Consider the following 24,433-nt stretch of genomic DNA (forward strand, 5'->3'; position numbering starts at 1 on the left):
ACGGTACGTCAGTTCATCGGATGGAGACTGATCCGCGCAAGAGTCCGGCGCCAAACGCTCTCGGATTGATCGCTTCCGGGACTACTCTCACTCCCGCGCCACCTGTCACCTTCCGGTACGTCCCTCCGACAGCCACTCCGCCAGGCCCCGGGAGCACCTCATGGTCGACCACCCCACCTCCTCCGTCCCGCCGGCCTCCCCCGCGCCCGCCGCGGCCACCGCCTCCCCCGACGCGATCGTCATCGGCGCGGGACCCGGCGGCCTCGCCGCCGCGGCGGCGGCGCTGAGCTTGGCGTGGCGTCCGGACGCTCGTACTGGAGCGGTCGGACGCGGTCGCCGCGTCCTGGCGCGGCCACTACGACCGGCTGCATCTGCACACCACGCGACGACTGTCCGGCCTGCCCGGCTTCGCCATCCCGCGCGCGTACGGACGCTGGGTCGGCCGCGACGACGTCATCCGCTACCTGGAGCGCTACACCGCGCACCACCGGATCGACGTCGCCACCGGCATCGAGGTGTCCCGGATCGACCGCGTCGACGGCGCCCACATCGCCGCGGGCAGCCCTGGAGGAGCCGGCGGGCGCGGCGGCAAGGGCAGCGGAACGGGCGGTGGCACGTGGCAGCTGCCCGCCACCGGCGGACGGCTGCTCACCGCCTCCGTCGTCGTGGTCGCCACCGGCACCAACCACGTGCCCCACCTCCCGGACTGGCCCGGCCGCGACAGCTTCTCCGGCGAGCTGCTGCACGCCGCCCACTACCGCAACGCCCAGCCCTACGCGGGCCGCGACGTGCTCGTCGTCGGTGTCGGCAACACCGGCGCCGAGATCGCCGTCGACCTCATCGAAGCAGGCGCCGCCCGCGTGCGGATCGCCGTCCGGACGCCGCCGCACATCCTGCGCCGCACCACGGCCGGCTGGCCCGCCCAGGCCACCGGCATCCTCTGCCGCCGGCTGCCGACCGCGGTCGTCGACCGGGTCGCCCCGTACGTGGAGCGGCTCAGCGTCCCCGACCTGTCCGCCTACGGACTCGCCCGCCCCACCACCGGCCTCTACTCCCGCGTGCGCGACGACGGAGCCATCCCGGTACAGGACGTCGGCCTGATCGACGCGATCCAGGCACGGCGGGTGGAACCCGTCGCCGCCGTGGAGAGCTTCGACGGCGACAAGGTCGTGCTGGCCGACGGTTCGAGCATCGGTCCGGAGGTCGTCATCGCCGCCACGGGATACCGGCGCGGCCTCGAACCCCTCGTCGGCCACCTGGGCGTCCTCGACAGCGACGGCCGCCCCGTCGTGCACGGCCCGCACACCCCGCCGGGCGCTCCCGGCCTCTACTTCACCGGCTTCACCAACCCCATCAGCGGCATGTTCCGCGAACTCGCCATCGACGCCCGGCGTATCGCCCGCGCGGCCGCCCGAACCTCCCGGCGGCCGTGACCGACCGCTGTCCGATCCGTTCTTGTACGTACCCCTTCCTCCCCCGTCCGCCCCGGACCCCGCTCTGGCCGTTTCCGGCCAAAGAAGCCACCGACCGGGTCCGCCGGTGTCCGTTCGCGCGCCCAAAACCCCCTGAATAGCGGCCCAGTTGGCCTCCTTCACATCTTTCACATGCCCGCACTGTTCCTGACACGTCGTCAGTTCAGTAATCTGACTATGCGTCAGTTCTGTATACCTTCGAGCAGGAGCGGGCGAGACCGATGCTTGGATCGACATACAGCACCCGCAGCCCCGGCCCCGGGCCCGCCGCACGCGGCGCGTCCGACACCGACGTCGGTGGCCGTCCGCTGCACAACACCGTCCCGGACCTCGACCGGTTCTTCCGGCCGGAGACCGTGGCGGTGGTCGGCGCGTCCGACACGGAAGGACGGCCGAACACCGGCATCACCAGACAGCTCATCGCCTGGTCGCAGCGGGTCGGGGCCCGGCTCTTCCCGGTCAACCCCGGCCGCGAGACCGTCTTCGACCTGCCCTGCTATGCCTCGGTGACGGATCTGCCGGAGACCGTGGACCTCGCGGTGCTCCTCGTCGGTGACCCCCTTCCCGTCATCGAGCAGTTGGGCGAGGCCAAGGTCCGGTTCGCCGTCGCCTTCGCCTCCGGATTCGCCGAGACCGGTGAGGAGGGCGCCGCCGCGCAGACCCGGCTCGCCGAGGTCGTCGCCGCCTCCGGCATGCGGCTGCTCGGCCCGAACACCAACCTCAACGCCTTCGAGAAGTTCCGCGAGGACCTGACCGGGCCGGCCATCGCGCTGATCACCCAGTCGGGCCACCAGGGCCGGCCCCTCTACACGCTGCAGGAACTGGGCATCCGCATCAGCCACTGGGCACCCACCGGCAACGAGGCGGACCTCGAAACCGCCGACTTCATCTCGTACTTCGCCGAGCAGCCCGAGGTCGGGGCCATCGCCGCGTATGTGGAAGGGCTCAGGGACGGCCGCTCGTTCACCCTCGCCGCCGACCGCGCGGCCCGCAACAAGGTGCCGGTGGTGATGGTGAAGGTCGGCCGCACCGAGACCGGCGCCCGCATGGCCGCCTCCCACACCGGCAAGCTGACCGGCTCCGACGCCGTCGTCGACGCGGCCTTCAAGCAGTTCGGCGTCATCCGCGTCGACGGACTCGACCAGCTCCAGGACACGGCGACCCTGCTCGCCCGGGCCAAGCCGCCCACCGCGGACGGCGTCGTCGTCTATTCCATATCCGGCGGCACCGGAGCCCACTTCTCCGACCTCGCCACCGCCGCCGGACTCGACATCCCGCGCCTGTCCGACGAGAAGCAGACCGAACTCCACCAGTGGATCCCCGACTACCTCAACGTCGCGAACCCCATCGACAACGGCGGTCACCCGGTGGGCGACTGGCGCGGCCGGAAGATCATCGACGCGATCCTCGCCGACCCGTCCGTCGGCGTCCTCATCTGTCCGATCACCGGTCCGTTCCCACCCATGAGCGACAAGCTCGCGCAGGACCTGGCCGACGCGGCGGAGAGCACGGACAAGCTGGTGTGCGTGGTGTGGGGCTCGCCGCTGGGCACCGAGGACGCCTACCGCACCACGCTCCTCGGCTCGTCCCGGCTCGCGACCTTCCGCACCTTCGGCAACTGCATCAGCGCCGTCAAGTCCTATCTCGACCACCACCACTTCGCCGCCGCCTACCGCTCCCCCTTCGACGACGCCCCGCGCACCCGCTCCTCCTCGGCCCGCAAGGCGCAGGCCCTGATGCGCGCGGGCCACCAGCTCAGCGAGCACGCGGCGAAGCAGATGCTGCGCGCGTACGGGATCCGGGTGCCGCGCGAGCAGCTGGTCACCAGCGCGGCCGGATCCGTCCGGGCCGCGGGCCTGGTGGGCTACCCCGTCGTCATGAAGGCGTCCGGCGCGCAGCTCGGCCACAAGACCGAACTCGGCCTGGTCAAGATCGGTCTGACCTCCGCGAGCCAGGTCCGCGACGCCTATCGCGACCTGACCGACATCGCCCGCTACGAGGGCGTGGAACTCGACGGCATCCTCGTCTGCCAGATGGTCGAACGCGGCGTCGAGATGGTCGTCGGCGTCACCCACGACCCCCTCTTCGGCCCGACCGTCACCGTCGGCCTCGGCGGGGTCCTCGTCGAGATCCTCGCCGACGCCGCCGTCCGCGTACCGCCGTTCGGCGAGGACATGGCCCGCGACATGCTCGGCGAACTGCGCGGCCACCGACTGCTCGAAGGGGTCAGGGGGGCGCCCCCGGCCGACGTCGACGCGCTCGTCGACGTCGTCATGCGCGTACAGCGGATGGCGATGGAACTCGGCGGCGATCTCTCCGAACTCGACATCAACCCGCTGATGGTGCTGCCGCGCGGCCAGGGTGCGGTGGCGCTCGACGCACTCGCGGTCTGCCGGTGAGCGGTCTGCCGGTGAGCCGTCTGCCGGTGTCCTGTCTGCCGGTGTCCTGTCTGCCGGTAAGCGGTCCGATCCGCCCTCAGCCCTACGCACAAATAGGAGCCACTCCCCCATGACGCCCACCCCCCGTGAAGATTCCGTCGACCCGATCAGTCCGATCGATCCGGTTGATTCATTGGTACTTCACGCCACTGACAACGGCGTCTCATGGATCACTCTCAACCGCCCAGAAGCGATGAACGCGGTCACCTGGGACCAGCGCGAACGCATCATCGCGCTGCTCGACGCGGCATCCGCCGACCCCGCCGTCCGGGCGGTCGTCATCACCGCCACCGGCCGCGCGTTCTGCGCGGGAGCCGACCTCAGCGGCGGCGCGGCCGCGCCCGGCGAGCGCGTCGCGGGCGATGTCGCCCGGACGATCCGGCGCGGCGCGCAGCGCCTCGTCTCCGCCGTCCTGGACTGCGAGAAGCCGGTGATCGCGGCGGTCAACGGCACCGCGGCCGGCATCGGCGCGCACCTCGCCTTCGCCTGCGACCTCGTCCTCGCCTCCGACCGCGCGAAGTTCATCGAGGTCTTCGTCCGCCGCGGCCTCGTGCCCGACGGAGGCGGGGCGTATCTGCTGCCGCGGCTCATCGGCCCGCAGCGCGCGAAGGAGCTCATGTTCTTCGGCGACGACCTCCCGGCCGCCGCCGCGGAACGCCTCGGTCTCGTCAACCGCGTCGTCCCCGCCGAGGACCTGGAGAAGACCGCCCGCGAATGGGCCGAACGCCTCGCCGCCGGCCCGACCCGTTCCCTGGCCCTGACGAAGCAACTGGTCAACGCCTCACTGGACGCCGACCGTTCGACGGCCTTCGCCGCGGAGGCGGCCGCCCAGGAGATCAACATGACGACGGACGACGCCCAGGAAGGCGTCCGGAGCTTCGTGGAGCGCAGGTCCCCGGAGTTCGGGGGGCGATGACGGCGGGGCGGTCCCCGCGGCGATCGGTATGCACCAGAGCCACCACGTACGCCCCTGACGTCCGGCCGCCCACGCGGAGAGCGCGAGGACCGGCAGCACGTGCAGGACCGCGCCGCTGATCGCGAGGAGTTCGAGAAGAGGGGGCACGATCCGCCGCCGGATCCCTCTTCCCATCTGACGCACCGTCAGGTTCAATGGTCGATGTGATGGGACACGCAGGGATGGCGGCCACCGCCGTCCGGTACCTCAGGTCGGTAGGGGCCGCCACGACGGCGGGGCCCGTGGAACCGCTGCCGCGCCCGGACTTGCGGGCCGTGGGGCCGGACGAACGGGCGCCGGTCGATCCGGCGGTGTTCCGGAAGGTGCTGGGTACGTTCGCGTCCGGGGTGACGATCGTCACCGCTCCCGGGGCGGAGGGCCCGACGGGGTTCGCGTGCCAGTCGTTCGCGTCGCTGTCGCTCGATCCGCCACTGGTCGCGTTCATGGTGGCGCGTACGTCCACGACCTGGCCGAAGATCGCGCGCGCCGGTGTCTTCTGCGTCAACATCCTCAGCGACGAACAGGGCACCCTGTGCCGTGGCTTCGCCGTGAGCGGGGCGGACAAGTTCGCGGGGGTCGACTGGACGCCGGCGCCCGTCACCGGGTCGCCGCGGCTGGCGGGCATACCCGCGTGGATCGACTGCACGATCCACGCGGTGCACACCGGTGGCGACCACTTGATCGTCGTCGGCCGGGTCAACGAACTCGGCTGCGCGGAGCCCGATGACGCGGACGGGACCACGCCCGAGGCCGGGCCACTGCTCTTCTACCGTGGACGTTTCGGCCGGTTCGCCCAGTAGTTGACGTCACCCTGTAGTCAACACAGCGGGTCGAGCCAGGACGCTCGGTTCACGTCGTCGCACGCACCCACTCACGCCGCCGCTATGGCCGGGATTCCCGTCGAGCGCCCCCGCCGGATGACCAGGACCATCAGCGCGGCGACCGCGCACAGCGCGCCCGAGCTGTACCAGACGAGGTCGTACGAGCCGAAGGCGTCCCGCGCGACACCGCCCAGGAAGGCCACGACGGCGGCACCTATCTGGTGTGCGGCCAGGACCCAGCCGAAGACGATGGCGCTGTCGTCGCCGTAGTACTCACGGCAGAGGGCGATGGTCGGCGGGACGGTGGCGACCCAGTCGAGGCCGTAGAAGACGATGAAGACGATCATCGGCGGGTGCACCGTGTTCGCCATCAGCTGGGGCAGGAACATCAACGACAGTCCGCGCATCCCGTAGTAGACGGCGAGCAGCCGGCGCGGCTCGAAGCGGTCGGTGAACCAGCCGGAGGCGATGGTTCCGGCGATGTCGAAGACGCCGATGACGGCGAGCAGTGACGCGGCGGCCGTGACCGGCATGCCGTGGTCGTGGGCGGCCGGTACGAAGTGGGTTCTGATCAGGCCGTTCGTGGAGGCTCCGCAGATCGCGAAGGATCCGGCGAGCAGCCAGAAGGGGCCCGTACGGGCGGCGACGGACAGTGCCTTGAGCGCCCGCCGGGCGGCTCCGCGCACCGGGGCCGGCTTGGCGGTGAACTCCGGCGCCCCGTAGGCCGACAGGCCGACGTCCGCGGGGTGGTCGCGCAGCAGCAGCCAGACGAACGGGACGACGGCGAGCGCCGAGAGGGCGACGGTCGCGGCGGCGGGCCGCCAGCCGTGCTGCTCGACGATCCAGGACAGCAGCGGCAGGAAGACCAGCTGTCCGGCCGCGCCGGCCGCCGTCAGGATGCCGGTCACCAGTCCACGGCGGGTGACGAACCACCGGTTGGCGACGGTGGCGGCGAAGGCGAGCGCCATGCACCCGCTGCCGGTGCCGACGAGGATGCCCCAGCACAGGATCAGCTGCCAGGTCTGCGTCATGAAGATGGTGAGGCCGGCGCCGAGCGCGATGGTGGTGAGCGCGGCGGCGACGACACGGCGGATGCCGAATCGATCCATGAGGGCGGCGGCGAACGGTGCGGTGATCCCGTACAGCACGAGGTTGATGGAGACGGCGAAGCCGATCATGCCGCGTGACCAGCCGAATTCCGCGTGCAAGGGCTCGATCAGCAGACCGGGCAGGGAGGCGAACGCGGCCGCGCCGATGATCGTCACGAAGGTGACGGCCGCTACGAACCAGGCACGGTGAACCCTCGACCGCCGGCCGGGAACGGGCACCGCGCCGGCCGATATCCCGGCGTCCGGCGCCTCGGGGACCGGAACGTCCTGTGCCTCGGAGACCGGGACGTCCTGCGGATTCTGCGTCGGGGCTTGAGGTGTCTGCGTCACACGATCAGCTTCGGGCCTGCTTCAACACTGAACGAGTGGCCGGATGGCCATGATGTGAAAGAATCGGGCCATGACGACTCCGGACCAGGCCGGGAAGCAGCACACCGGAACGCGCACCGGAACGCGCACCGGAACGCGAGAGACGGCGTTCCGGCATCAGGACCGGCACCGGGTGGCGGTCCTGGTCATGCCCGGTGTGATCCCCTTCGAGCTGGGGATCCCCGCCCGGATCTTCGGCGGCGCCCGCACCCAGGAGGGTCGCAACCTCTACGAGGTCGTGACCTGCTCGGCCGTGCCGGGGCTCGTCCAGACCGACGCGGACTTCCCGATCCTCGTCGAGAACGGGCCCGAGGTCCTGGAAGCGGCCGACACCGTCGTCGTCCCCGCCACGCACGAGCTCGACGACATCTACGTCTCGGGCCGGCTGAGCGGCCCGCTGGCCGCCGCCTTCGCGCGCATCAGGCCCGGCACCCGCGTCGTGTCGATCTGCACGGGCAGCTATCTGCTGGCCGCCGCGGGGCTGCTGGACGGTCGGCCCGCCACCACCCACTGGGACAGCGCCGACCACTTCCAGCGGCTCTTTCCGCAGGTCAAGGTCGATCCCGACGTGCTCTACATCGACGACGGCGACATCCTCACCTCGGCCGGCGTCGCCTCCGGAATCGATCTCTGCCTGCACATCGTCCGCCGCGACCACGGAACGGCCATCGCGAACGCCGTCGCCCGCCGCACCGTCGTCCCCCCGCACCGCGACGGCGGCCAGGCGCAGTACATCCAGCGGCCGCTCCCCGAACCGCAGCTGGCCAGCACCACGGCCGCCCGCGCCTGGGCGCTGGGCAGGCTCGACCGGCCGCTCACGCTGCGCGAACTCGCCGAGCGCGAGTCGATGAGCGTACGGACCTTCACCCGGCGGTTCCGTGAGGAGGTGGGGATCAGTCCCGGGCAGTGGCTCGTGCAGCAGCGCGTCGAACGCGCCCGCCATCTGCTGGAGTCCAGCGATCTGAGCGTCGACCAGGTCGCGCACCGGGCCGGATTCGGTACGGCGACCTCCATGCGGCAGCACCTGCACGCGGCGCTGGGCGTCTCACCGTCCGCCTACCGCCGCACCTTCAACGCCAACGCAAACGCAAACGCAAACAACAACGCCACGGCCACACCCGCCGCCGCACCCACCGCCTGAACCGACCGATCCCACCTCCGACCGACCCCACCTCCGACGCCCGGATCGGCAACGACGTCGCCGGGCTGCCGGAAGGTGGGTGACTCCTGGGCTCCCGCCCGTTCGGACCGTCAGAAGGTGAGCACCCCCCGTGCCACCCGGCCGTGGTGGGCGTCGTCGGCGGCCTTCGCGAAGTCCTCGACGGGGTAGGTCTCGGTGACCAGTTCGTCGAGCAGCAGCCTGCCCTGGCGGTAGAGCTCGGCGTAGAGCGCGATGTCGCGCTGTGGGCGGGACGAACCGTAGCGGCAGCCCAGGATGGACTTGTCCAGGTACATGGACGACACCAGGAAGCTCGCTTCGGCGTCGGCCGGCGGAACGCCCAGCAGGACGGCCTGGCCGTGCCGGTCGAGCAGGTCGATGGCCTGGCGGATGAGTTTGACGTTGCCGACGCACTCGAAGGTGTGGTCGGCGCCGGTCGGCAGCAGCTCGCGGACGGCCGCGACGGTGTCGTCCACGGCGGACGCGTCGATGAAGTCGGTGGCGCCGAACTGCCGTGCCACGTCCCCCTTGGCGGGGTTGGCGTCCACGGCGACGATCCGGGTGGCGCCCGCTATCCGGCACCCCTGGAGGACGTTGAGGCCGATTCCGCCGGTGCCGATGACGACGACCGTGTCGCCGCGGTCGACCTTGGCGCGGTTGAGCGCGGCGCCGACGCCCGTCAGGACGCCGCAGCCGATCAGGGCGGCGGACGTGAAGGGGATCTCCTTCGGGATCTTGACCGCCTGGACCGCCTTGACCACGGTCTTCTCCGCGAAGGCCGAGTTCGAGGCGAAGTTGAACAGGTCCTTGCCCTGCCGGGAGAAGGGCCTGCCCGGGTAGCCGATCGCCTTGCGGCACATGGTCGGGCGGCCGCGGTCGCACTGCGCGCACGTGCCGCAGTTGGCGAGGGTCGACAGCGACACGTGGTCGCCGGGTTCGACATGGGTGACCCCGGGGCCGACCGCCTCGACGATGCCGGCGCCCTCGTGGCCGAGGACCACGGGGACGGGGAACGGGATCGTGCCGTCGATGACGGACAGATCGCTGTGGCACAGGCCCGCGGCCTGGATGGCGACCAGCACCTCGCCGGGGCCGGGGCCGCGGACCTCCAGGTCGTCGACCACCTGGGGCTGTGTGCCGTCGAAAATGACGCCTCTCATGAACTGTCCTGTTCCCTCAAGGGCCTTCGGTTTCAGGAAGGCCAGACGACCGATTGGAGTTCGCTGTACGCGTGCAGTCCGAACGAGCCGCCGTCCCGGCCGACCCCGCTCTCCTTGAAGCCGCCGAACGGCGTCTCGGGGTGGCGCTGAACCGTGTTGATGCCGACGTTGCCGCTGCGCAGACGGGCGGCGAGCGCCCAGGCGCGGCCCGCGTCGTCGGAGAAGACGTAGTCGTAGAGCCCGTACGGGGTGCCGTTGGCGATCTCGACGGCCTCGTCCTCGGTGTCGTAGGCGAGGGCGACGACGACCGGGCCGAAGAGTTCCTCCTGGGCGACGGTCATGTCGGGGGTGACGTCGGCGATGAGGGTGGGGGCGACGTAGAAGCCGGGCTTGAGGTCGGGGCGTTCGCCGCCGGTGACGACGCGGGCGCCCTGGGCGCGGGCGCCCGCGATGTACGCCTCGACGCGATCACGCTGGGCGGCGCTGATGAGCGGGCCGACGACGGTCGAGTTATCCACAGGGTCCCCGGTGGTCAGCGCTCCGGCGTACTGTGCAAGGGCAGTGATCACCTGCTCGTACTGGTCGCGGTGGACCAGTACGCGGGTGGGCGCCGTGCAGATCTGACCGCTGTGGAAGGCCCAGGTGGAGGCGACCGCCCCGACCGCCGTCTTGAGGACCGCTCCACCCGATTCCGGCAGGACGATCGCCGCACCCTTGCCGCCGAGTTCCATCAGCGTGCGCTTCAGCGTCCGGCCGGACGCTGAAGCGATCGCCTTCCCGACCGCCGTCGACCCGGTGAAGCTGATCATGTCGACGCCCGGGTGCGCGACGAGTGCCTCGCCCGCCGCCGCACCCGATCCGGCGACCACGTTGAACACGCCGTCGGGCAGGCCCGCCTCCTTGAAGATCTCACCGAGCAGCAGGCAGGTCAGCGGGTCCTGCGGGGCGGGCTTGGCCACCACCGTGTTGCCCATCGCCAGGGCGGGGGCGACCTTTCCCGCGAGGTTGGCGAGCGGGAAGTTGTACGAGGTGACGCAGCCGACGACGCCGACCGGGCGGCGTACGGCGGCGGCGCCGATCAGTCCACCGGGTGCGAGAGGAGAAGCTTTGACGGGTTGTGGAGCGAGCGGGATGACATCGGGCTCGACCGCGCCGCGGGCGTAGCGGCGGAATCGGTCGGCGGCCGGCGGGAGTTGCAGGGCGGAGGCGACGCGCGCGGTGGCGCCGGTCTCGGCCTGGAGGAGGGGGACGAGTTCGGCGGCGCGGGCGGAGATCGCGTCGGCTATCCGGTCGAGGACGGCGGCACGTTCGCGTGGGTCGGTGCGCGACCAGCCGTCGAAGGCGGCGCGGGCCGCCCGGACGGCCGCGTCGACGTCGTCGGCGGTCGCTTCGGGGGCGTGCCCGACGGTTTCCTCGGTGGCCGGATTGATGATCGCGTAGTGGCCCTGGGCGGGTTCGTGCCACTGACCGTTGATCCAGTGCGCGTAGGTCGGGGGTACAGGTCGGCTCATGGCCGCGGCTCCTTCGGGAGGCCGAGCACCCGCTCGGCGATGATGTTGCGCTGGATCTCGTCCGAGCCGCCGTAGATCGTGTCGGCACGGCTGAAGAGGAACATCCGCTGCAGCGTGTCGAGTTCGTAGGGCCGGGACGGGGTCCAGGCGGTGGGGCCGGTGGCGGCCGCCGGGCCCCGGACCGCCATGGCCAGTTCGCCGAGCCGCTGGTGCCAGCCGCCCCAGAGCAGCTTGGCGACGCTGGGGGCGCCGGGCGAGTCGGTGCCCAGGGTGCGCAGGGCGTTCCAGCGCATCGTTCTGAGCTCGGCCCACTGGCAGACGATCCGGGCCCGCAGGACGGGTTCTGTGTCGGCGCCGGTGGTCCGGGCGAGGTCGGTGATCTCGCGCAGTTCCTGCTCGAAGCCGATCTGCTGGACGAGGGTGGACACCCCGCGCTCGTAGCCGAGCAGGGACATGGCGACGGTCCAGCCGCCGCCCTCCGTTCCGACGAGGTGGTCGGCGGACGCGTGTGCCGCGTCGAAGAAGACCTCGTTGAACTCGGCGTCGCCCGACATCTGGCGGATCGGCCGGACCTCGATCCGGCCGGGCTGGTCCATCGGCACCAGCAGGAAGCTGAGGCCGTGGTGCCGGCGGGAGCCGGGTTCGGTGCGGGCCAGGACGAAGCACCAGTCGGCGTCCTGGGCGAGCGACGTCCAGATCTTCTGGCCGGTGATCCGGTAGCCGCCGCCGTCGTCCCGGACCGCCGCGGTGCGGATCCCGGCCAGGTCGGATCCGGCGTCCGGTTCGCTGTAGCCCTGGCACCACAGTTCCTCGCCGCGGGCTATCGAAGGAAGGAAGCGGTCCCGCTGCGCGGGGGTGCCGTGGGCGAGGAGGGTGGGTGCGAGCAGGTTCTCGCCGATGTGGCCGGACCGGCCGGGGGCGCCGGATCTCGCGTACTCCTCACCCCAGACGACCTGCTGGGCGAGGGTCGCCCGGCGGTTGCCGTAGTCCCCGGTCCAGCCGAGCCCTATCCAGCCGGCCGCACCGAGGGTGCGCTCCCAGCCGCGCCCGCCCGCCGGCCACCCGTCACGGTGTTCGGCGAGCCAGGCCCGCGCCTGGGCGCGGAAGGATTCGGCCTCCGGGCCGAACGTAAAGTCCACGGATCCTCCGTCATCGGGCCGATCATGAAGAGCCGGACGGTCGTCAGACACGGCCTAGGCGTTGGGCCGCTCGGCGGCGGCCGCTGCCGCGCGCATCGCCTCCAGTTGTTCGAGCATCGGCATCGGGTCGACGCCGATGGTTCCGGGCAGGACGTCCGCGATGCGTTCCGGCGTCCAGGGCCCGTCGCCCCAGGCCGACCGCAGTTCCCGCGGCTGCGCCCAGACGGCGATCTTCGGTCCGGCGACGGTGTAGACCTGCCCGGTGATGGCGGAGGCGCGCTCGGAGAGCAGGAAGACGACCATGGCGGCCACGTCCTCCGGTTCGCCGATCTCCTTGAGCTCCATGGGCACGTTGGCGGACATGCGGGTGCGGGCGACCGGGGCGACGCAGTTCGCCGTCACCCCGTACTTGTTGAGGCCGAGTGCGGCGCTGCGCACCAGCGAGATGATGCCGCCCTTCGCCGCCGAGTAGTTCGGCTGCGAGACGCTGCCCTGGTGGTTTCCGCTGGTGAAGCCGATCAGGGTGCCGGCTCCCTGCTTGCGCATGACCGCGGACGCGGCCCGGAAGACGGTGAAGGTGCCTTTCAGGTGGGTGGCGATGACCGGGTCCCACTCCTCCTCGGCCATGTTGAAGAGCATCCGTTCGCGCAGGATGCCAGCCACGCACACGACGCCGTCGATGCGCCCGTACGTCTCGACGGCCGTGGTGACGATGCGCGCGCCGCCCGCCATCGTCGACACGTCGTCGGCGACGGCGACGGCTTCACCGCCCGCCGCCTGGATCTCCTTGACGACCGACTCCGCGATCTCGCTCGCCGGTTCGCTCGCGCCGTCGATCGAGACCCCGTAGTCGTTGACCACGACCTTGGCCCCCTCGGCGGCACAGGCGAGCGCGACCGCGCGCCCGATGCCACGCCCGGCACCCGTAACAGCGACGACTTTTCCGGTCAGGAAGTTGCCCACGTCCCGCCCCTTCTCATGGTTTCTGACGGACCGTTAGATTCTAGGAGTGAGTACACACCCCAGCACAAGCCCTACGACCAGGAGGCCGCTGTGACGCTTCCCGCCGAGTTCCACGACATCGCCAAACGGATCAACAACTGGGGGCGGTGGGGCGAGGGCGACGAGATCGGCACGCTGAACCTGATCACCGACGAAGTGGTGCGCATCGCGGCCGGGACCGTACGCAGTGGCCGGCGCGTCCCGCTGGCCCTGCCGCTGCAGCAGGACGGGGTGCAGACCGGCATGATCCCCGGCCGGGTCAACCCGCTGCGCACCATGGTCGCGCTCAACCTGGAGATGTTCGGCCCGGGAACCATCGCCACCAGCGACGACGCCGTCACCATGGGCCTGCAGGCGGCCACCCACTGGGACGGCCTGACCCATGTCTCGCACTCCGGAAAGATCTACAACGGCCGTCCCGCCGACTCCGTCACCGCGCACGGCGGCGCCGCCTTCAGCGGCATCGAGAAGGTGACGACCCTGGTCTCACGCGGCGTGCTGCTCGACGTGGCCGCGGCCCGGAAGCTGGACCGGCTGCCCGGCGACCACGCGGTCACCCCCGAGGACCTGGAGGCGGCCGAGGAGCTGGCGGGGACCACGGTGCGCGCCGGGGACATCGTGCTGGTCCGCACCGGTCAGATGCGCTCCTACCTGGGCGGCGACAAGCACGGCTACGCCTTCCCGTCCCCCGGGTTGTCCATCAGGACGCCCGAGTGGTTCCACGCGCGTGATGTGGCGGCGGTCGCCAACGACACGCTCACCTTCGAGATCTTCCCGCCGGAGATCGAGAACCTCTGGCTGCCGGTGCACGGACTCGATCTCGTGGAAATGGGGATGCTGCAGGGCCAGAACTGGAACCTGGAGGAGTTGTCAGAGGCCTGCACCGAGGCGGGGCGGTACGAGTTCTTCCTGGATGCCACGCCCGAGCCCTTCGTGGGCGGGGCAGGCAGTCCGGTCGCACCGGTCGCAGTGCTCTAGGCGCTTCAGGCTGATCCGCTGCTCGGCGAGGGTCCGGTCGGCGAGGGTCCGGTCGCCGATGGTCCGGTCGGTCAGGGTCCGGTCGGCGAGGGGGGTCCGGTCCGTGAGGGCCAGGGGCCGGTCGGCGGCCCGGTGTCCAGCGCTCTGGCGCTCACCGGGCCGCTGGTCCACGGCCTCCAGACAGGCGATCCGCTCGGCGCGGTCCACCTCGCACCAGATCCGCTTGCCGGCTCCTTCGGGCTGCCAGCCCCACCGGTCGGCCAGCCCGTCCACCAGCTCCAGGCCGCGGCCCCCGGTCTCGTCCCGGTGCGCGTGCCGCGGGGTGGGCGGGCGGGCGCTGGTGTCCGCCACCTCGACCCGGACCGTCGAGTCAGAGGTGCCCGAGGCATCCGAGGTGTCCGGGAAGAGCATCCGCAGCACCGCCGGACAGCCGGTGTGCACGACCGCGTTCGTCACGAGCTCGGAGATCAGCAGAATCAGCGTCTCGGCGAGCGGTTCGTCGGCCCCTATGCCGGAGCCCAGAAGCCGTGAGCGCGCCCATCGCCTGGCCCGGCCCACTTCCGCGGGATCCGCGCCGACCTCGAGCTGAACCTGAAGCACCTGCACCGCTCACACCATCCGAACCGGCGGACACATCGCCTCGCGCCACAGCGGAGTCACCCTACGTGACGTCCATGTAGCACAGCATGATTGACCTACAGTCACCCCAACAAGCGCTTCGGGCATATTCCAGCGCAAAGGAGTACGCGTACCGCATACTGTGCGAAGCACATTTGGGGGCGTGTGGGGAGGATTCGAACATCCAGGCGTCCCAGGCGCGGCGCCCGCCCGGCTCCGCCGGGCGGCGACCACTCGGCGCCTCTGTACCTCTCGCACCCGATGGAGCGTACCCGAGCCGGACGCCGACTCCGGTCCGTCACGAGTAACGCGTAGGACACAACCCGATATCAACGCAGCGTCACTGATCATTCACGCGGCCTTCACTGGAGCAGTTCCCCGGCCAGCTCTTCCTCGTGGCGCTCCGCGTCCCCCCGCCCGGCGGCGAGCACCCAGGACCGCTTGATGTGGAGGTGTACGTCGGCCTCCCAGGTGAAGCCCATCCCTCCGAAGACCTGCAGGCAGTCACGTGCGTTGCGGGAGGCCGCGTCGTCGGCGAGCAGCCGCGCCGCGGCCGTCTCGAAGCCGTCGCCGGACACCGCCGCCGCGTAGACGGCCGTGCGGGCCATCTCCAGCCGTACGAGCATGTCCGCACACAGGTGCTTCACCGCCTGGAACGCCCCGATCGGCCGCCCGAACTGCTCACGTTGCCGGGCGTGTTGCACGGCCATCGCGAGGGTCCTTCCGGCGCTGCCGACCTGCAGGGCCGCGGTCAGCAGCGCGGCTTCCCGCCGCAGCAGGACCGGGTCGGCGCCCGCGAGGACCGGGTCGGCGCCTGCGGAAGCAGCTTCGACGCCCGCGCCACCGTCGAGTGCGCGGGCCGGGGGCAGAACGCTGCCGGGCAGGTGAAGGGGGGTGAGGGGGTCGACGGAACGGATCTCCGCCGCCGGATATCCGTCCGCGGCGAAAAGCCCGACGCCCGTCCCGCCGAGCTCCCCGGACCCGAACTCCTGGGACCCGGGCTCTCCGGCCCCGAGCTCCTGGGACCCGGGCTCCCCCAGCACCAGGACGGCGTCCGCGGCGCCCAGGTGGCCGACCGGGGCGGGCGGCAGCGCCAGGGCCACCAGCAGCTCCCCCGCCGCCGCGCCCGCCGCCACCGGCCCGGTCAGATGGGTCGCCGCCAGATGCGTACCGACCAGCGGCCCCGGCAGCAGGACGCGGCCGGCCTCCTCGAAGACGAGCACGGCCTCGGGCAGCCCGAGGCCCACCCCGCCGTCCGCCTCCGGCAGCCTGAGGGCGAAGAACCCGGCCTCCCCCAGCTCACGCCACAGCACCCGGTCGACCACCGGCGGGCCTCCCACCACGGAGGCACCGCCTGAGCCGGTCTCCAGGGCGTCGCCCGCGTCGACCGCCGCGCGCAGCGCCTCGCGAGGGAACCGCCCGGCGAGCAGCTCCCGCACACCCGTCCGCAATGCCTCTTGATCTTCTGTCGGTTGGAAATCCACGGTCGGCCCCCGCTCCTCGGCCCTCGGCCCTCAGCCCTTCGGGAGGCCGAGGATGCGCTCGGCCACGATGTTCTTCTGGATCTGCGATGTGCCGGCGGCGATCGTGTACGAGAGCGACGACAGCCGCTCCGCCGTCCACGGATGCCCGGTGTCCTGCGCGAGCGGCCCCAGAACCTCGGCGGCCGTGTCGTAGAGCTCCTGCCGGGCGTGCGAGTAGCGCAGCTTGAAGACCGACCCGCCGGTCCCGGGCACGCCCGTGCCGCCCGCCCGCAGCGAGCGCTCCGCCTCGCTGACGTTCCACTGGGTGAGCCGCCACAGGACGGAGAACTCGGCCGCGAGCCGGCCCAGCCCGCGCCGCAGCGCCGGATCGTCCCAGCTGCCGTTGGCCTTGGCGGCGCGCGCGACCTCGCCCAGGACGCGGCGGCAGGCGACGACCTCGCCGACGAAGGCGGTGCCGCGTTCGAAGGAGAGGGTGACCATGGTGACGCGCCAGCCGTCGTTCTCCTCCCCCACCCGGTTCTCGACCGGCACCCGCACCTCGTCGAGGAACATCTCGGCGAACTCCGTCGACCCCGCGAGGGTGCGCAGCGGCCGTACCGTGACGCCCGGGGCGTCCATCGGCATCGCGAGCCAGGAGATGCCGCGGTGCTTGGGCGCCTGCGGATCGGTGCGGACCAGCAGTTCGCACCAGTCCGCGACCTCCGCGTGCGAGGTCCAGATCTTCGAGCCGGTCACCACGTACGCGTCGCCGTCGCGCACCGCGCGGGTCCGCAGCGAGGCCAGGTCGGAGCCGGCGCCGGGTTCGCTGAACCCCTGGCACCACACCTCGTCGCCGCGCAGCACCGGCGGCAGCCAGCGCCGCCGCTGCTCGTCGGTGCCTTCGGCGGCGATGGTGGGCCCGGCGTGCAGCAGCCCGACGAAGTTGGCGCCCACATAGGGCGCGCCCGCCTTCTCCGTCTCCTCCAGGAAGATCAGGTGCTGCACCGGCGTCGCGCCCCGCCCGCCGGCGTCGACCGGCCAGTGCAGGCCCGCGTAGCCCGCGTCGTACAGCATCCGCTGCCAGCCGGCGTCGTACGCACGCCGCCCCGGCCAGTCGCGCGGGTCCGGCCGGGGCGGCAGCTTGGGCAGTACGTCGCCGAGCCAGGACCGCAGTCCGGCCCGGAACTCCTCCTGCTCCGCGGTGTACGTCAGATCCACGCTCGCCTCACCTACCGGATCCGCCGGCCGCGGGCGCGGGCGCGGGCGCGGGGCTCTGCCGTGCGAAGGACGAGAGGTCGAGACCGCGGTCGAAGTCGAGATCGAGCATCCGGATCGCGTTGCCGCGCATGAGCTTGTAGACGGTCTCGTCGTCGAGCCCCTTCATATGGTCCTCGGCGACCGCCTTGGTGTGCGGGAAGGTCGAGTCCACATGCGGGTAGTCCGTCTCGAAGGTCGCGTTGTCGCGGCCGACGACGTCCAGCGACGCGACCCCGTGCTTGTCGCGGAAGAAGCAGCAGAAGATCTGCCGGTAGTAGTACGTCGACGGCGGCTCGGGGATGATGTCGCGCACCCCGCCCCAGGCCCGGTGCTCCTCCCAGACGGTGTCGGCGCGCTCCAGGGCGTACGGGATCCAGCCCATCTGGCCCTCGCTGTAGGCGAGTTTGAGCGTCGGGAACTTGACGAGGACCCCGCTGAAGAGGAAGTCCATCATCGAGGCCATCGCGTTGTTGAAGCTGAGCGCGGCCTGGACGGCGGGCGGCGCGTCCGGGGAGGCGGCGGGCATCTGCGAGGACGAGCCGATGTGCATGTTCACGACCGTGCCGGTCTCCTGGCACACCGCGAAGAAGGGGTCCCAGTAGCCGGAGTGGATGCTCGGCAGGCCCAGGTGCGTCGGGATCTCGCTGAACGTGACGGCCTTGACGCCGCGGGCGGCGTTGCGGCGGATCTCGGCCACGGCCAGGTCGATGTCCCAGAGCGGGATGATGCACAGCGGGATGAGCCGGCCGCCGCTGTCACCGCACCACTCGTCGACCATCCAGTCGTTGTAGGCGCGCACGCAGGCGAGCGCGACCTCCTTGTCGTGCGCCTCGGAGAACGTCTGCCCGCAGAACCGCGGGAAGGTCGGGAAGCAGAGTGACGCCTCGACATGGTTGAGGTCCATGTCCGCCAGGCGTTCCTTCGGGTCCCAGCAGCCGCGGCGCATCTCGGCGCGGGTGATGCCCTCCAGGGTCATGTCGTCGCGGTCGAAGCCGACGGCGGCGATGTTCCGCTTGTACGGGAACTTGAGGTCCTCGTAGATCCACCAGTCGGTGGGCGGTCCGTCCGGGTCCATCGTGATCTGGTACTTCCCGGCGACGTACGCCAGCTCACCGATACCTGCGGTCAGCGGCTTCGGACCGCGGTCGCGGTACTTGGCCGGCAGCCACTTCTCGAAGAGGTGCGCGGGTTCGATGACATGGTCGTCGACGCTGATGATCCTGGGCAGTTCCATCGGCCTCTCCCTGCAGATCTGATGGATCGTCAGATTTAGAGTACGCACGCACGCACGTCGCGTCCATCGGCGTCACACCCCTGGACCGGCGGGGCCGCGCCGCATACGCTGCCGCCAGGATCTGACGCTACGTCAGGTGTGGTGACGGTACGGAGGAGACCGGCATGGACCCGACGCGGGAGAGCGGCACGGCCCCGACGCAGACCGGATCGGCCCCGGCACAGGGGACGGGCACGGCCCCGGCGCAAGGGACCGGCACGGTCGCGGCGCAGGAGACCCCGACCGCCGTCGCAGCGGCCCTCGGTGCATCGTCAACCCTCTGGGCGCTCGCCGCCCGCCGCGCCGAGCTCACCCCCGACGCCCCCGTCCTCCTCGACACCGACGGCCGCCGGATCACCTTCGGCCAGCTGTGCCACCGGGCCGAACGCGTCGCCGCCGGCCTCCACGACCTCGGCGTCCGGCCCGGCAGCCGGTTCGCCTGGCAGCTGCCCACCCGGATCGAGACGGTGCTGCTGACCTTCGCCCTCGCCCGGCTCGGCGCCATGCAGACCCCGCTCATCCCCTTCTACCGGGACCGCGAGGTCGGCTACGCGCTGCGCGAGGCCGGGGCGGAGTTCTTCGCGATACCCGGCGAGTGGCGCGGCTACGACTACGCGGCGATGGCCGACCGCCTCGCGCCGCGGCTGTCCCGGCCGCCGCTCCTGCTCACCACCTACGACCGGCTCCCCGACGGCGATCCGGCCGTGCTGCCGGAACCGCCCGCCGACGGCACCTCGGTCCGCTGGATCTACTGGACCTCCGGCACCACCTCCGACCCCAAGGGCGTGCTGCACACCGACCGCAGCCTCATCGCCGCCGGCGGCTGCCTCGCCCACGCGCTGCGCCTCACCCCCGACGACGTCGGCTCCATGGCCTTCCCCTACGCCCATGTCGCCGGACCCGACTACACCGTGATGCTGCTGCTCTACGGCTTTCCCGCGCTGCTCCTCGAGCACTTCGCGCTGCCCGCCTCGCTCGACGCCTACCGGGAGCACGGCGTCACGGTCGCCGGCGGCAGCACCGTCTTCTACTCGATGTTCCTGGCCGAGCAGCGCAAGGACCCCACCGCCAAGCTCATTCCCGGCCTGCGGCTGCTCGCGGGCGGCGGCGCGCCCATGCCGCCCGAGCTGTACTACGAGGTCACGCGCGAGATGGGCTGCCAACTCACCCACGGCTACGGCATGACCGAGGTCCCCATGATCACCATGGGCGCCCCCGACGACACCCCCGACCACCTCGCGACCACCGAGGGGCGCCCCCCGGCGGCCATGGAGATCCGCATCACGGACTCCGACGGCAAGCCGCTGCCCGCCGGCACCGACGGTGAGGTCAGGCTGCGCGGCGAGGCCGTCTGCCAGGGTTATCTGCACGCCGCCCAGACCGCCGAGGTCTTCGACCCGGACGGCTTCCTCATCACCGGCGACCTCGGCCGGCTCACCCCGGACGGCTATCTCGTCCTCACCGGCCGGCTCAAGGACATCATCATCCGCAAGGGCGAGAACATCTCCGCCCAGGAGATCGAGGACCTGCTCTACGAGCACCCCGCCGTCGCCGACGCGGCCGTCGTCGGACTGCCCGACCCCGAGCGCGGTGAACGGGTCTGCGCCGTCGTGGAACAGCCCGCCGGAGCGCCGCCGATCACTCTCGCGGACATCACCGGATATCTACGGGAGCACGGGCTGTCCGCCCACAAGCTGCCGGAACAACTGGAGATCGTGGACGCCCTGCCGCGCAACGACGTGCTGCGCAAGGTGCTGAAGTTCAAGCTGCGGGAGCGCTTCGGCGGCACCCGCTCCTCCTAGGCCGCGCCCCTCAGGAGACGCGGGACCCAGCAGAAACCAGCGGGAACACCGGGACGACCGGGACCAATGGGGCCACCGGCACCGTAAGGATTAGCGGGCCGTGACAGCCGCGGCCGGGCATGCCGCAACAGCCGCTAGTCTGCGTCTGCTGACCACGTAACTTCCGGGACGCGTCGCCGAGTTGACGCGCGCAGGACGTCCGGCCGCGTGGCGCGACCAGGTCTTGGGAGGCGGACGTGGCGGACGCTACGGACAGTGCGGTTGCGGCGCAGAGCGGTCCGCGGGACCGCCGGCCGGGCCGCGCGCAGGCGCAGGTGCACGCGGCGCGCCGGCTGGGCGAGGCCAGGATCGCGCTGGCCGCGGGCGACGCGGCCGGCGCGGCGGACCGGTTCCGCGCGGCGCTCGCCACCGCCGGGGACCACGAGCTCGCGGACGAGCAGGTCTCGGCCCTGCTCGGGCTGGGCGACTGCGCCCTCGAGAGCGGGGAACTCACCGTCGCCCGCGAGCACTTCGAGGCCGTGGAGAAGCTGCTGGCCGGTGAGCCGCTGCCGCGCCGGGCCGCCGCGATCCGCGGCCGGGCGGTCTCCCATCTGCTCGCGGGTGAACTGCGCTACGCCTGCTACCTGCTGGAGAGCGCGATCGACGGACTGCACGCCGCCGGAACCCAGGACCCGGACGCGCTGCTGCTCCTCCACACCGCCGTCATCGCCCCGTACATGGACATGGGCGCCCACGCCCGCGCCGCCCAGGCCGCCGAGCTCGCCCTCGCACTCGCCCCCAGCGCCACCGATCCCGCACTGGTCGCCGGAATGCACCGCAGTGTGGCCCGCACCCTCATCGCCGAGGGCCGGATCACCGAGGCCGACGCCTCGCTCGCCAAGGCACAGGAGCTGTACCAGCGCCTGGGATTCCGCTCCGACCTGGCTAAATGTCATTGGATGCGCGGGTATGTACACGCCCAGGACGGCAATCTGGAGCACGCGGAACGTGAACTGCGGCTCGCCCGCGACATGCTGGCGGCACAGCAGTCCGTGCTCTTCACCGATCAGGTGGAGGTGGAACTCGCCGACGTGCTGCGCCGGCGCGGCAGTCACACCGAGGCGGGCGAACTGCTCGCCCGGCTGCTCGACCGCATCGGTCCCGAGCGCGGCGCCATCCACGCGGCCGGCGCCCACCGGCTGCTCGGTCTGATCGCGCAGGAGGACGGCGAACTCGACGCCGCCGAGGAGCACTACGTCAACGCCCTGTCCCTGCTGGAACGCGCCGGCGCCGCCGGCGATCTCGCCGACCTCTGCCGGCTGCTGGGCGATCTGCTGCGCAGTACCGGACGGGTCGAGGCCGCCCTGGACGCCTATCGCACCGGCCTCGGCCACCGTGCCGCGATCGGCACCACCACACTGGGCCCGGCTCCGGCGAAGCCCACCAGACCACCGGCGTACTGAGACCGCCCGCGACATCCGGTGCGGACCAGGGCGTGTTGCGAAAGTCCCGCCTGGCCCACGGCGTCTGGCACGCGCCCTAGGCGGATATCGGCCGGGCCGAGTCGTCGGTCGCGGAAGCGAGGTCCGGATAGACGTCGAAGAGGCGGCGGACGCCGAGGGCGGCGAGCACCCGGTTCACATGGGACCCGTCGTCGGCGGCGCCCTGGTCCGGCAGCACGATACGGAGCCGGCCCGCGCACGAACGCATCAGTCGGCGCGCGGCGATCAGCACACCCACTCCGCTGGAGTCGCAGAAGCGCACCTCCGCGAGATCGAGGACCACGCTGCGCCGCCCGTCGGCGACCGCCTCGTGCACGTGCTGGCGAACGGTGGGGGAGGTCAGGAGGTCCATCTCGCCCGTGACGATCACCACGGCCCAGCCGTCCTGCTCGACCTGCGTTACTTCCACTGAGACTCACCTCGCGACGTCGCTGGGAGCAGCCCGGCCACCCTGGCGGTCCGCGGAGGCCCGGAAGGCCGCTCCTCGGGGAATTGCGACAGCGTCATCATGTGAACCCTATGCCCGGAATCCCGCACAGCCGAGCAGTACCGCGGTCACACCCGCATAACACATCGCCAGAAGCGGTCCGATACGGCGGCAGGATGGCGCAAAGGGGCGTACGCCGTCGTAGGTGGCGGTTACATTCGAACTGATGAGGCCGGGTAGGTCCGGCAGGACGACGCGGCCGGCGGAACGCCGGCGGCGAGGGGAGAGGTTCGCATGGCGACACCGGCACCACCCCGCTGGGACCGCAAGATGCAGCAGCGTCTGGCCCGCGGGGAGGAAGCCGCGCTCGGCGAGCTGTACGACCGGTACGCGTCGCTGGTGCACAGCCTCGCCCACCGCGTGCTGGACGACGACGAGGCCGCGAACCACATCACCCGCGAGGTCTTCGGCTTCCTCTGGGAGAACCCCGACGCCTACGACCCGAGGCGCGGCTCGCTGCGCTCCTGGATCGCCGCGCTCACCCAGCGCCGGGCCGTGCAGCGACTGCGCCATGCGGAGAACCGCGGCCGGAGCAGCCAGGACGAGGTCGAGGCGAAGGTCCGCGAGGCCAATACCGCCGCCCGCGCCGACTTCATCGTCACCTCCATGCCGGCCCCGTTGCGCGACGCCCTCGAACTGGCCTACTTCCGGCGGCGCGACTACCGGCAGACCGCCGCCGACCTGGGCGTCACCGAGGACGAGGCCCGGCGCCGGCTGCGCCTGGGCCTGCAGCTGCTGTCCACCGCGATGGCACCCGCCGCGCCCGCGGGTCTCGACGGGTGGCAGCGGTGACCGCCGGGACGACGGGCCCCGGGCCGGACCGCGGACGGCTCCCCCCGTACGACCACAGCACCCTCAAGTCCCTGCTCGGGGCCTGGGCGCTGGCCGCCTGCTCACGCGAGGAGTCGCTCGCGGTCGAGGTGCACCTCACGGACTGCGCGTCCTGCGCGGACGAGGCGCTGCGGCTGCGCGACGCCGTCGGCCTGCTGCACCAGGAGGAGACGCTCGACCTTGATCCGCTGCTGCGGTCCCGGGTGTTGTCGGGTTGTCTCGACCGCCGCCCGGCGCGCATTCCGGTGCCCGAATGGGCGGGTCCGTACGACGCGGAGTCCGCCCGGCTGGACGCGCTGCTGCGCGATCTCGGCGACGGCTACTGGGACGCGCCCGTCGAGCTGCGCTGGTACGAGGACAAGCGGGTGGCCCGTGAGGTCTCCGTCGCGCAGGTCATCGGCCATCTCTGCGCGGTGGACGGCCTGGTCTCGTCCGCGCTCGGGCTGCCCATCGACGAGCTGCCGTTCGATCCGGCGCAGCGCACCGAGAGTTACTGGGCCACGGCGCGGAACGTGCCGGGCGCCCCGTTGCGTGCCCGGTGGCGCGAGCAGAGCCAGACGCTGGTGCGCACGGTGTCCTTCGCCGGGCACGGGACCGCCGGACTGGACGTCGGATACGGCGCGTTCACGCTGCCGCTGCGGGACGCGTTCCTCGACCGGGCCTTCGAGTGCTGGATACACGCCTGGGACATCGCCGAGGCCGTCGACTACCCGTACGACCCTCCGGCGCCGCGCAACCTCAACCGCATGATCGACCTGGCGGCCCGGATGCTGCCCACCGCCATCGCGGGGCGCCGCCGGGCCGGACTCACGGCCTCCCCGGCCCGGCTCACCGCCGCGGGCTCGCCCGGCAGGTCGGTGCATCTGGAGGTCGAGGGCCAGGGCGGGGGGAACTGGTACATCGCCCTGGACTCGCCCGGAGCGCCGGCCACCGCCGAGGAGGCGGTGGCCCATGTCGCGCTCGACAGCGTCGAGTTCTGCCAGCTGGCCGCGGGTCATCTGGAGCCCGAGCGGATAGCGGTGGGCCAGGACGGGGACCGCGACGTCATCCGCGATGTGCTCTTCGCCGCCGCGTCACTGTCGAGGCTGTGACGCGGCGGCAGCTCCCC

At 71.8% G+C, this 24,433-nt stretch carries 18 protein-coding genes and 2 pseudogenes; 10 read left to right on the plus strand and 10 right to left on the minus strand.

Annotated elements, in window-relative coordinates:
* Window positions 1-160 precede the first annotated feature (160 nt).
* The 4 genes and pseudogenes from C8250_RS19985 (at window position 161) to C8250_RS20000 (ending at window position 5,665) form a co-directional block, all read left to right on the plus strand.
* A pseudogene (locus tag C8250_RS19985) lies at window positions 161-1,433 on the plus strand (NAD(P)/FAD-dependent oxidoreductase).
* Between the two features lie 260 nt (window positions 1,434-1,693).
* Window positions 1,694-3,871: an acetate--CoA ligase family protein gene (locus tag C8250_RS19990; protein ID WP_138353560.1), complete on the plus strand. Its 2,178-nt coding sequence runs from the start codon at window positions 1,694-1,696 to the stop codon at window positions 3,869-3,871.
* 109 nt (window positions 3,872-3,980) lie between these two features.
* A complete protein-coding gene (locus C8250_RS19995) occupies window positions 3,981-4,826 on the plus strand; it encodes an enoyl-CoA hydratase-related protein (RefSeq protein ID WP_138353559.1) in 846 nt (281 codons plus the stop codon).
* A 206-nt stretch (window positions 4,827-5,032) separates the two neighbouring features.
* Complete coding sequence (locus tag C8250_RS20000; protein ID WP_232485316.1) at window positions 5,033-5,665, plus strand: flavin reductase family protein; 633 nt, start codon at window positions 5,033-5,035, stop codon at window positions 5,663-5,665.
* Between the two features lie 71 nt (window positions 5,666-5,736).
* Here the strand turns inward: C8250_RS20000 and C8250_RS20005 are convergent, their stop codons facing one another.
* Window positions 5,737-7,029 (minus strand): MFS transporter, encoded by a 1,293-nt coding sequence (locus C8250_RS20005; protein ID WP_138353600.1) that lies wholly within the window; start codon window positions 7,027-7,029, stop codon window positions 5,737-5,739.
* Between the two features lie 166 nt (window positions 7,030-7,195).
* Here C8250_RS20005 and C8250_RS20010 point away from each other — a divergent pair, with 166 nt between their 5' ends.
* On the plus strand, window positions 7,196-8,305 hold the full coding sequence (locus tag C8250_RS20010) for a helix-turn-helix domain-containing protein (protein ID WP_138353558.1): 1,110 nt from the start codon (window positions 7,196-7,198) through the stop codon (window positions 8,303-8,305).
* Window positions 8,306-8,415: 110 nt separating this feature from the next.
* Here the strand turns inward: C8250_RS20010 and C8250_RS20015 are convergent, their stop codons facing one another.
* Genes C8250_RS20015 through C8250_RS20030 form a run of 4 tightly spaced genes read right to left on the minus strand, consistent with a single transcriptional unit; the run spans window position 8,416 to window position 13,096 of the window.
* Entirely contained in the window at window positions 8,416-9,483 is a 1,068-nt protein-coding gene (locus tag C8250_RS20015; RefSeq protein WP_138353557.1) for a Zn-dependent alcohol dehydrogenase, read from the minus strand.
* Window positions 9,484-9,515: 32 nt separating this feature from the next.
* Window positions 9,516-10,994, minus strand: coding sequence for an aldehyde dehydrogenase family protein (locus C8250_RS20020; protein WP_138353556.1), 1,479 nt, complete (start codon window positions 10,992-10,994; stop codon window positions 9,516-9,518).
* The gene (locus C8250_RS20025; RefSeq protein WP_138353555.1) at window positions 10,991-12,133 is read right to left on the minus strand and encodes an acyl-CoA dehydrogenase family protein; all 1,143 of its coding nucleotides are present in this window, start codon (window positions 12,131-12,133) and stop codon (window positions 10,991-10,993) included. Before C8250_RS20025 ends, C8250_RS20020 begins: the two co-directional genes overlap by 4 nt.
* A gap of 54 nt (window positions 12,134-12,187) precedes the next feature.
* On the minus strand, window positions 12,188-13,096 hold the full coding sequence (locus C8250_RS20030) for an SDR family oxidoreductase (protein WP_138353554.1): 909 nt from the start codon (window positions 13,094-13,096) through the stop codon (window positions 12,188-12,190).
* A 90-nt stretch (window positions 13,097-13,186) separates the two neighbouring features.
* On the opposite strand from C8250_RS20030, the gene C8250_RS20035 reads away from it, so the two are divergent.
* A complete protein-coding gene (locus tag C8250_RS20035) occupies window positions 13,187-14,113 on the plus strand; it encodes a cyclase family protein (RefSeq protein WP_138353553.1) in 927 nt (308 codons plus the stop codon).
* 198 nt (window positions 14,114-14,311) lie between these two features.
* Here C8250_RS20035 and C8250_RS20040 read toward each other — a convergent pair.
* The 4 genes and pseudogenes from C8250_RS20040 to C8250_RS20055 all read right to left on the minus strand — a co-directional run.
* A pseudogene (locus C8250_RS20040) lies at window positions 14,312-14,719 on the minus strand (ATP-binding protein); the annotation flags it as partial.
* 374 nt (window positions 14,720-15,093) lie between these two features.
* A complete protein-coding gene (locus C8250_RS20045) occupies window positions 15,094-16,215 on the minus strand; it encodes an acyl-CoA dehydrogenase family protein (RefSeq protein ID WP_138353552.1) in 1,122 nt (373 codons plus the stop codon).
* 30 nt (window positions 16,216-16,245) lie between these two features.
* Window positions 16,246-17,412: an acyl-CoA dehydrogenase gene (locus C8250_RS20050; protein WP_138353551.1), complete on the minus strand. Its 1,167-nt coding sequence runs from the start codon at window positions 17,410-17,412 to the stop codon at window positions 16,246-16,248.
* A gap of 7 nt (window positions 17,413-17,419) precedes the next feature.
* Window positions 17,420-18,685 carry an amidohydrolase family protein gene (locus tag C8250_RS20055; RefSeq protein ID WP_244809213.1) on the minus strand — a complete coding sequence of 422 codons (1,266 nt, stop codon included), beginning with the start codon at window positions 18,683-18,685 and terminating at the stop codon, window positions 17,420-17,422.
* Between the two features lie 164 nt (window positions 18,686-18,849).
* Here C8250_RS20055 and C8250_RS20060 point away from each other — a divergent pair, with 164 nt between their 5' ends.
* Together C8250_RS20060 and C8250_RS20065 are read left to right on the plus strand one after the other, a co-directional pair.
* Window positions 18,850-20,526: an AMP-binding protein gene (locus C8250_RS20060; RefSeq protein WP_138353550.1), complete on the plus strand. Its 1,677-nt coding sequence runs from the start codon at window positions 18,850-18,852 to the stop codon at window positions 20,524-20,526.
* Between the two features lie 236 nt (window positions 20,527-20,762).
* On the plus strand, window positions 20,763-21,968 hold the full coding sequence (locus tag C8250_RS20065) for a tetratricopeptide repeat protein (protein WP_187144914.1): 1,206 nt from the start codon (window positions 20,763-20,765) through the stop codon (window positions 21,966-21,968).
* 76 nt (window positions 21,969-22,044) lie between these two features.
* On the opposite strand, the gene C8250_RS20070 is transcribed toward C8250_RS20065, so the two are convergent.
* Window positions 22,045-22,416, minus strand: a complete 372-nt coding sequence (locus tag C8250_RS20070; RefSeq protein WP_138353549.1) for an STAS domain-containing protein — start codon at window positions 22,414-22,416, stop codon at window positions 22,045-22,047.
* Between the two features lie 312 nt (window positions 22,417-22,728).
* On the opposite strand from C8250_RS20070, the gene C8250_RS20075 reads away from it, so the two are divergent.
* Both C8250_RS20075 and C8250_RS20080 read left to right on the plus strand, forming a co-directional pair.
* Window positions 22,729-23,286: a sigma-70 family RNA polymerase sigma factor gene (locus C8250_RS20075; protein WP_138353548.1), complete on the plus strand. Its 558-nt coding sequence runs from the start codon at window positions 22,729-22,731 to the stop codon at window positions 23,284-23,286.
* Window positions 23,283-24,416, plus strand: coding sequence for a maleylpyruvate isomerase family mycothiol-dependent enzyme (locus C8250_RS20080; protein ID WP_138353547.1), 1,134 nt, complete (start codon window positions 23,283-23,285; stop codon window positions 24,414-24,416). The genes C8250_RS20075 and C8250_RS20080 overlap by 4 nt, the downstream gene beginning before the upstream one ends.
* The last annotated feature ends 17 nt before the right edge of the window (window positions 24,417-24,433 follow it).

Source organism: Streptomyces sp. So13.3 (assembly GCF_005860785.2).
Classification (GTDB): domain Bacteria; phylum Actinomycetota; class Actinomycetes; order Streptomycetales; family Streptomycetaceae; genus Actinacidiphila; species Actinacidiphila fildesensis.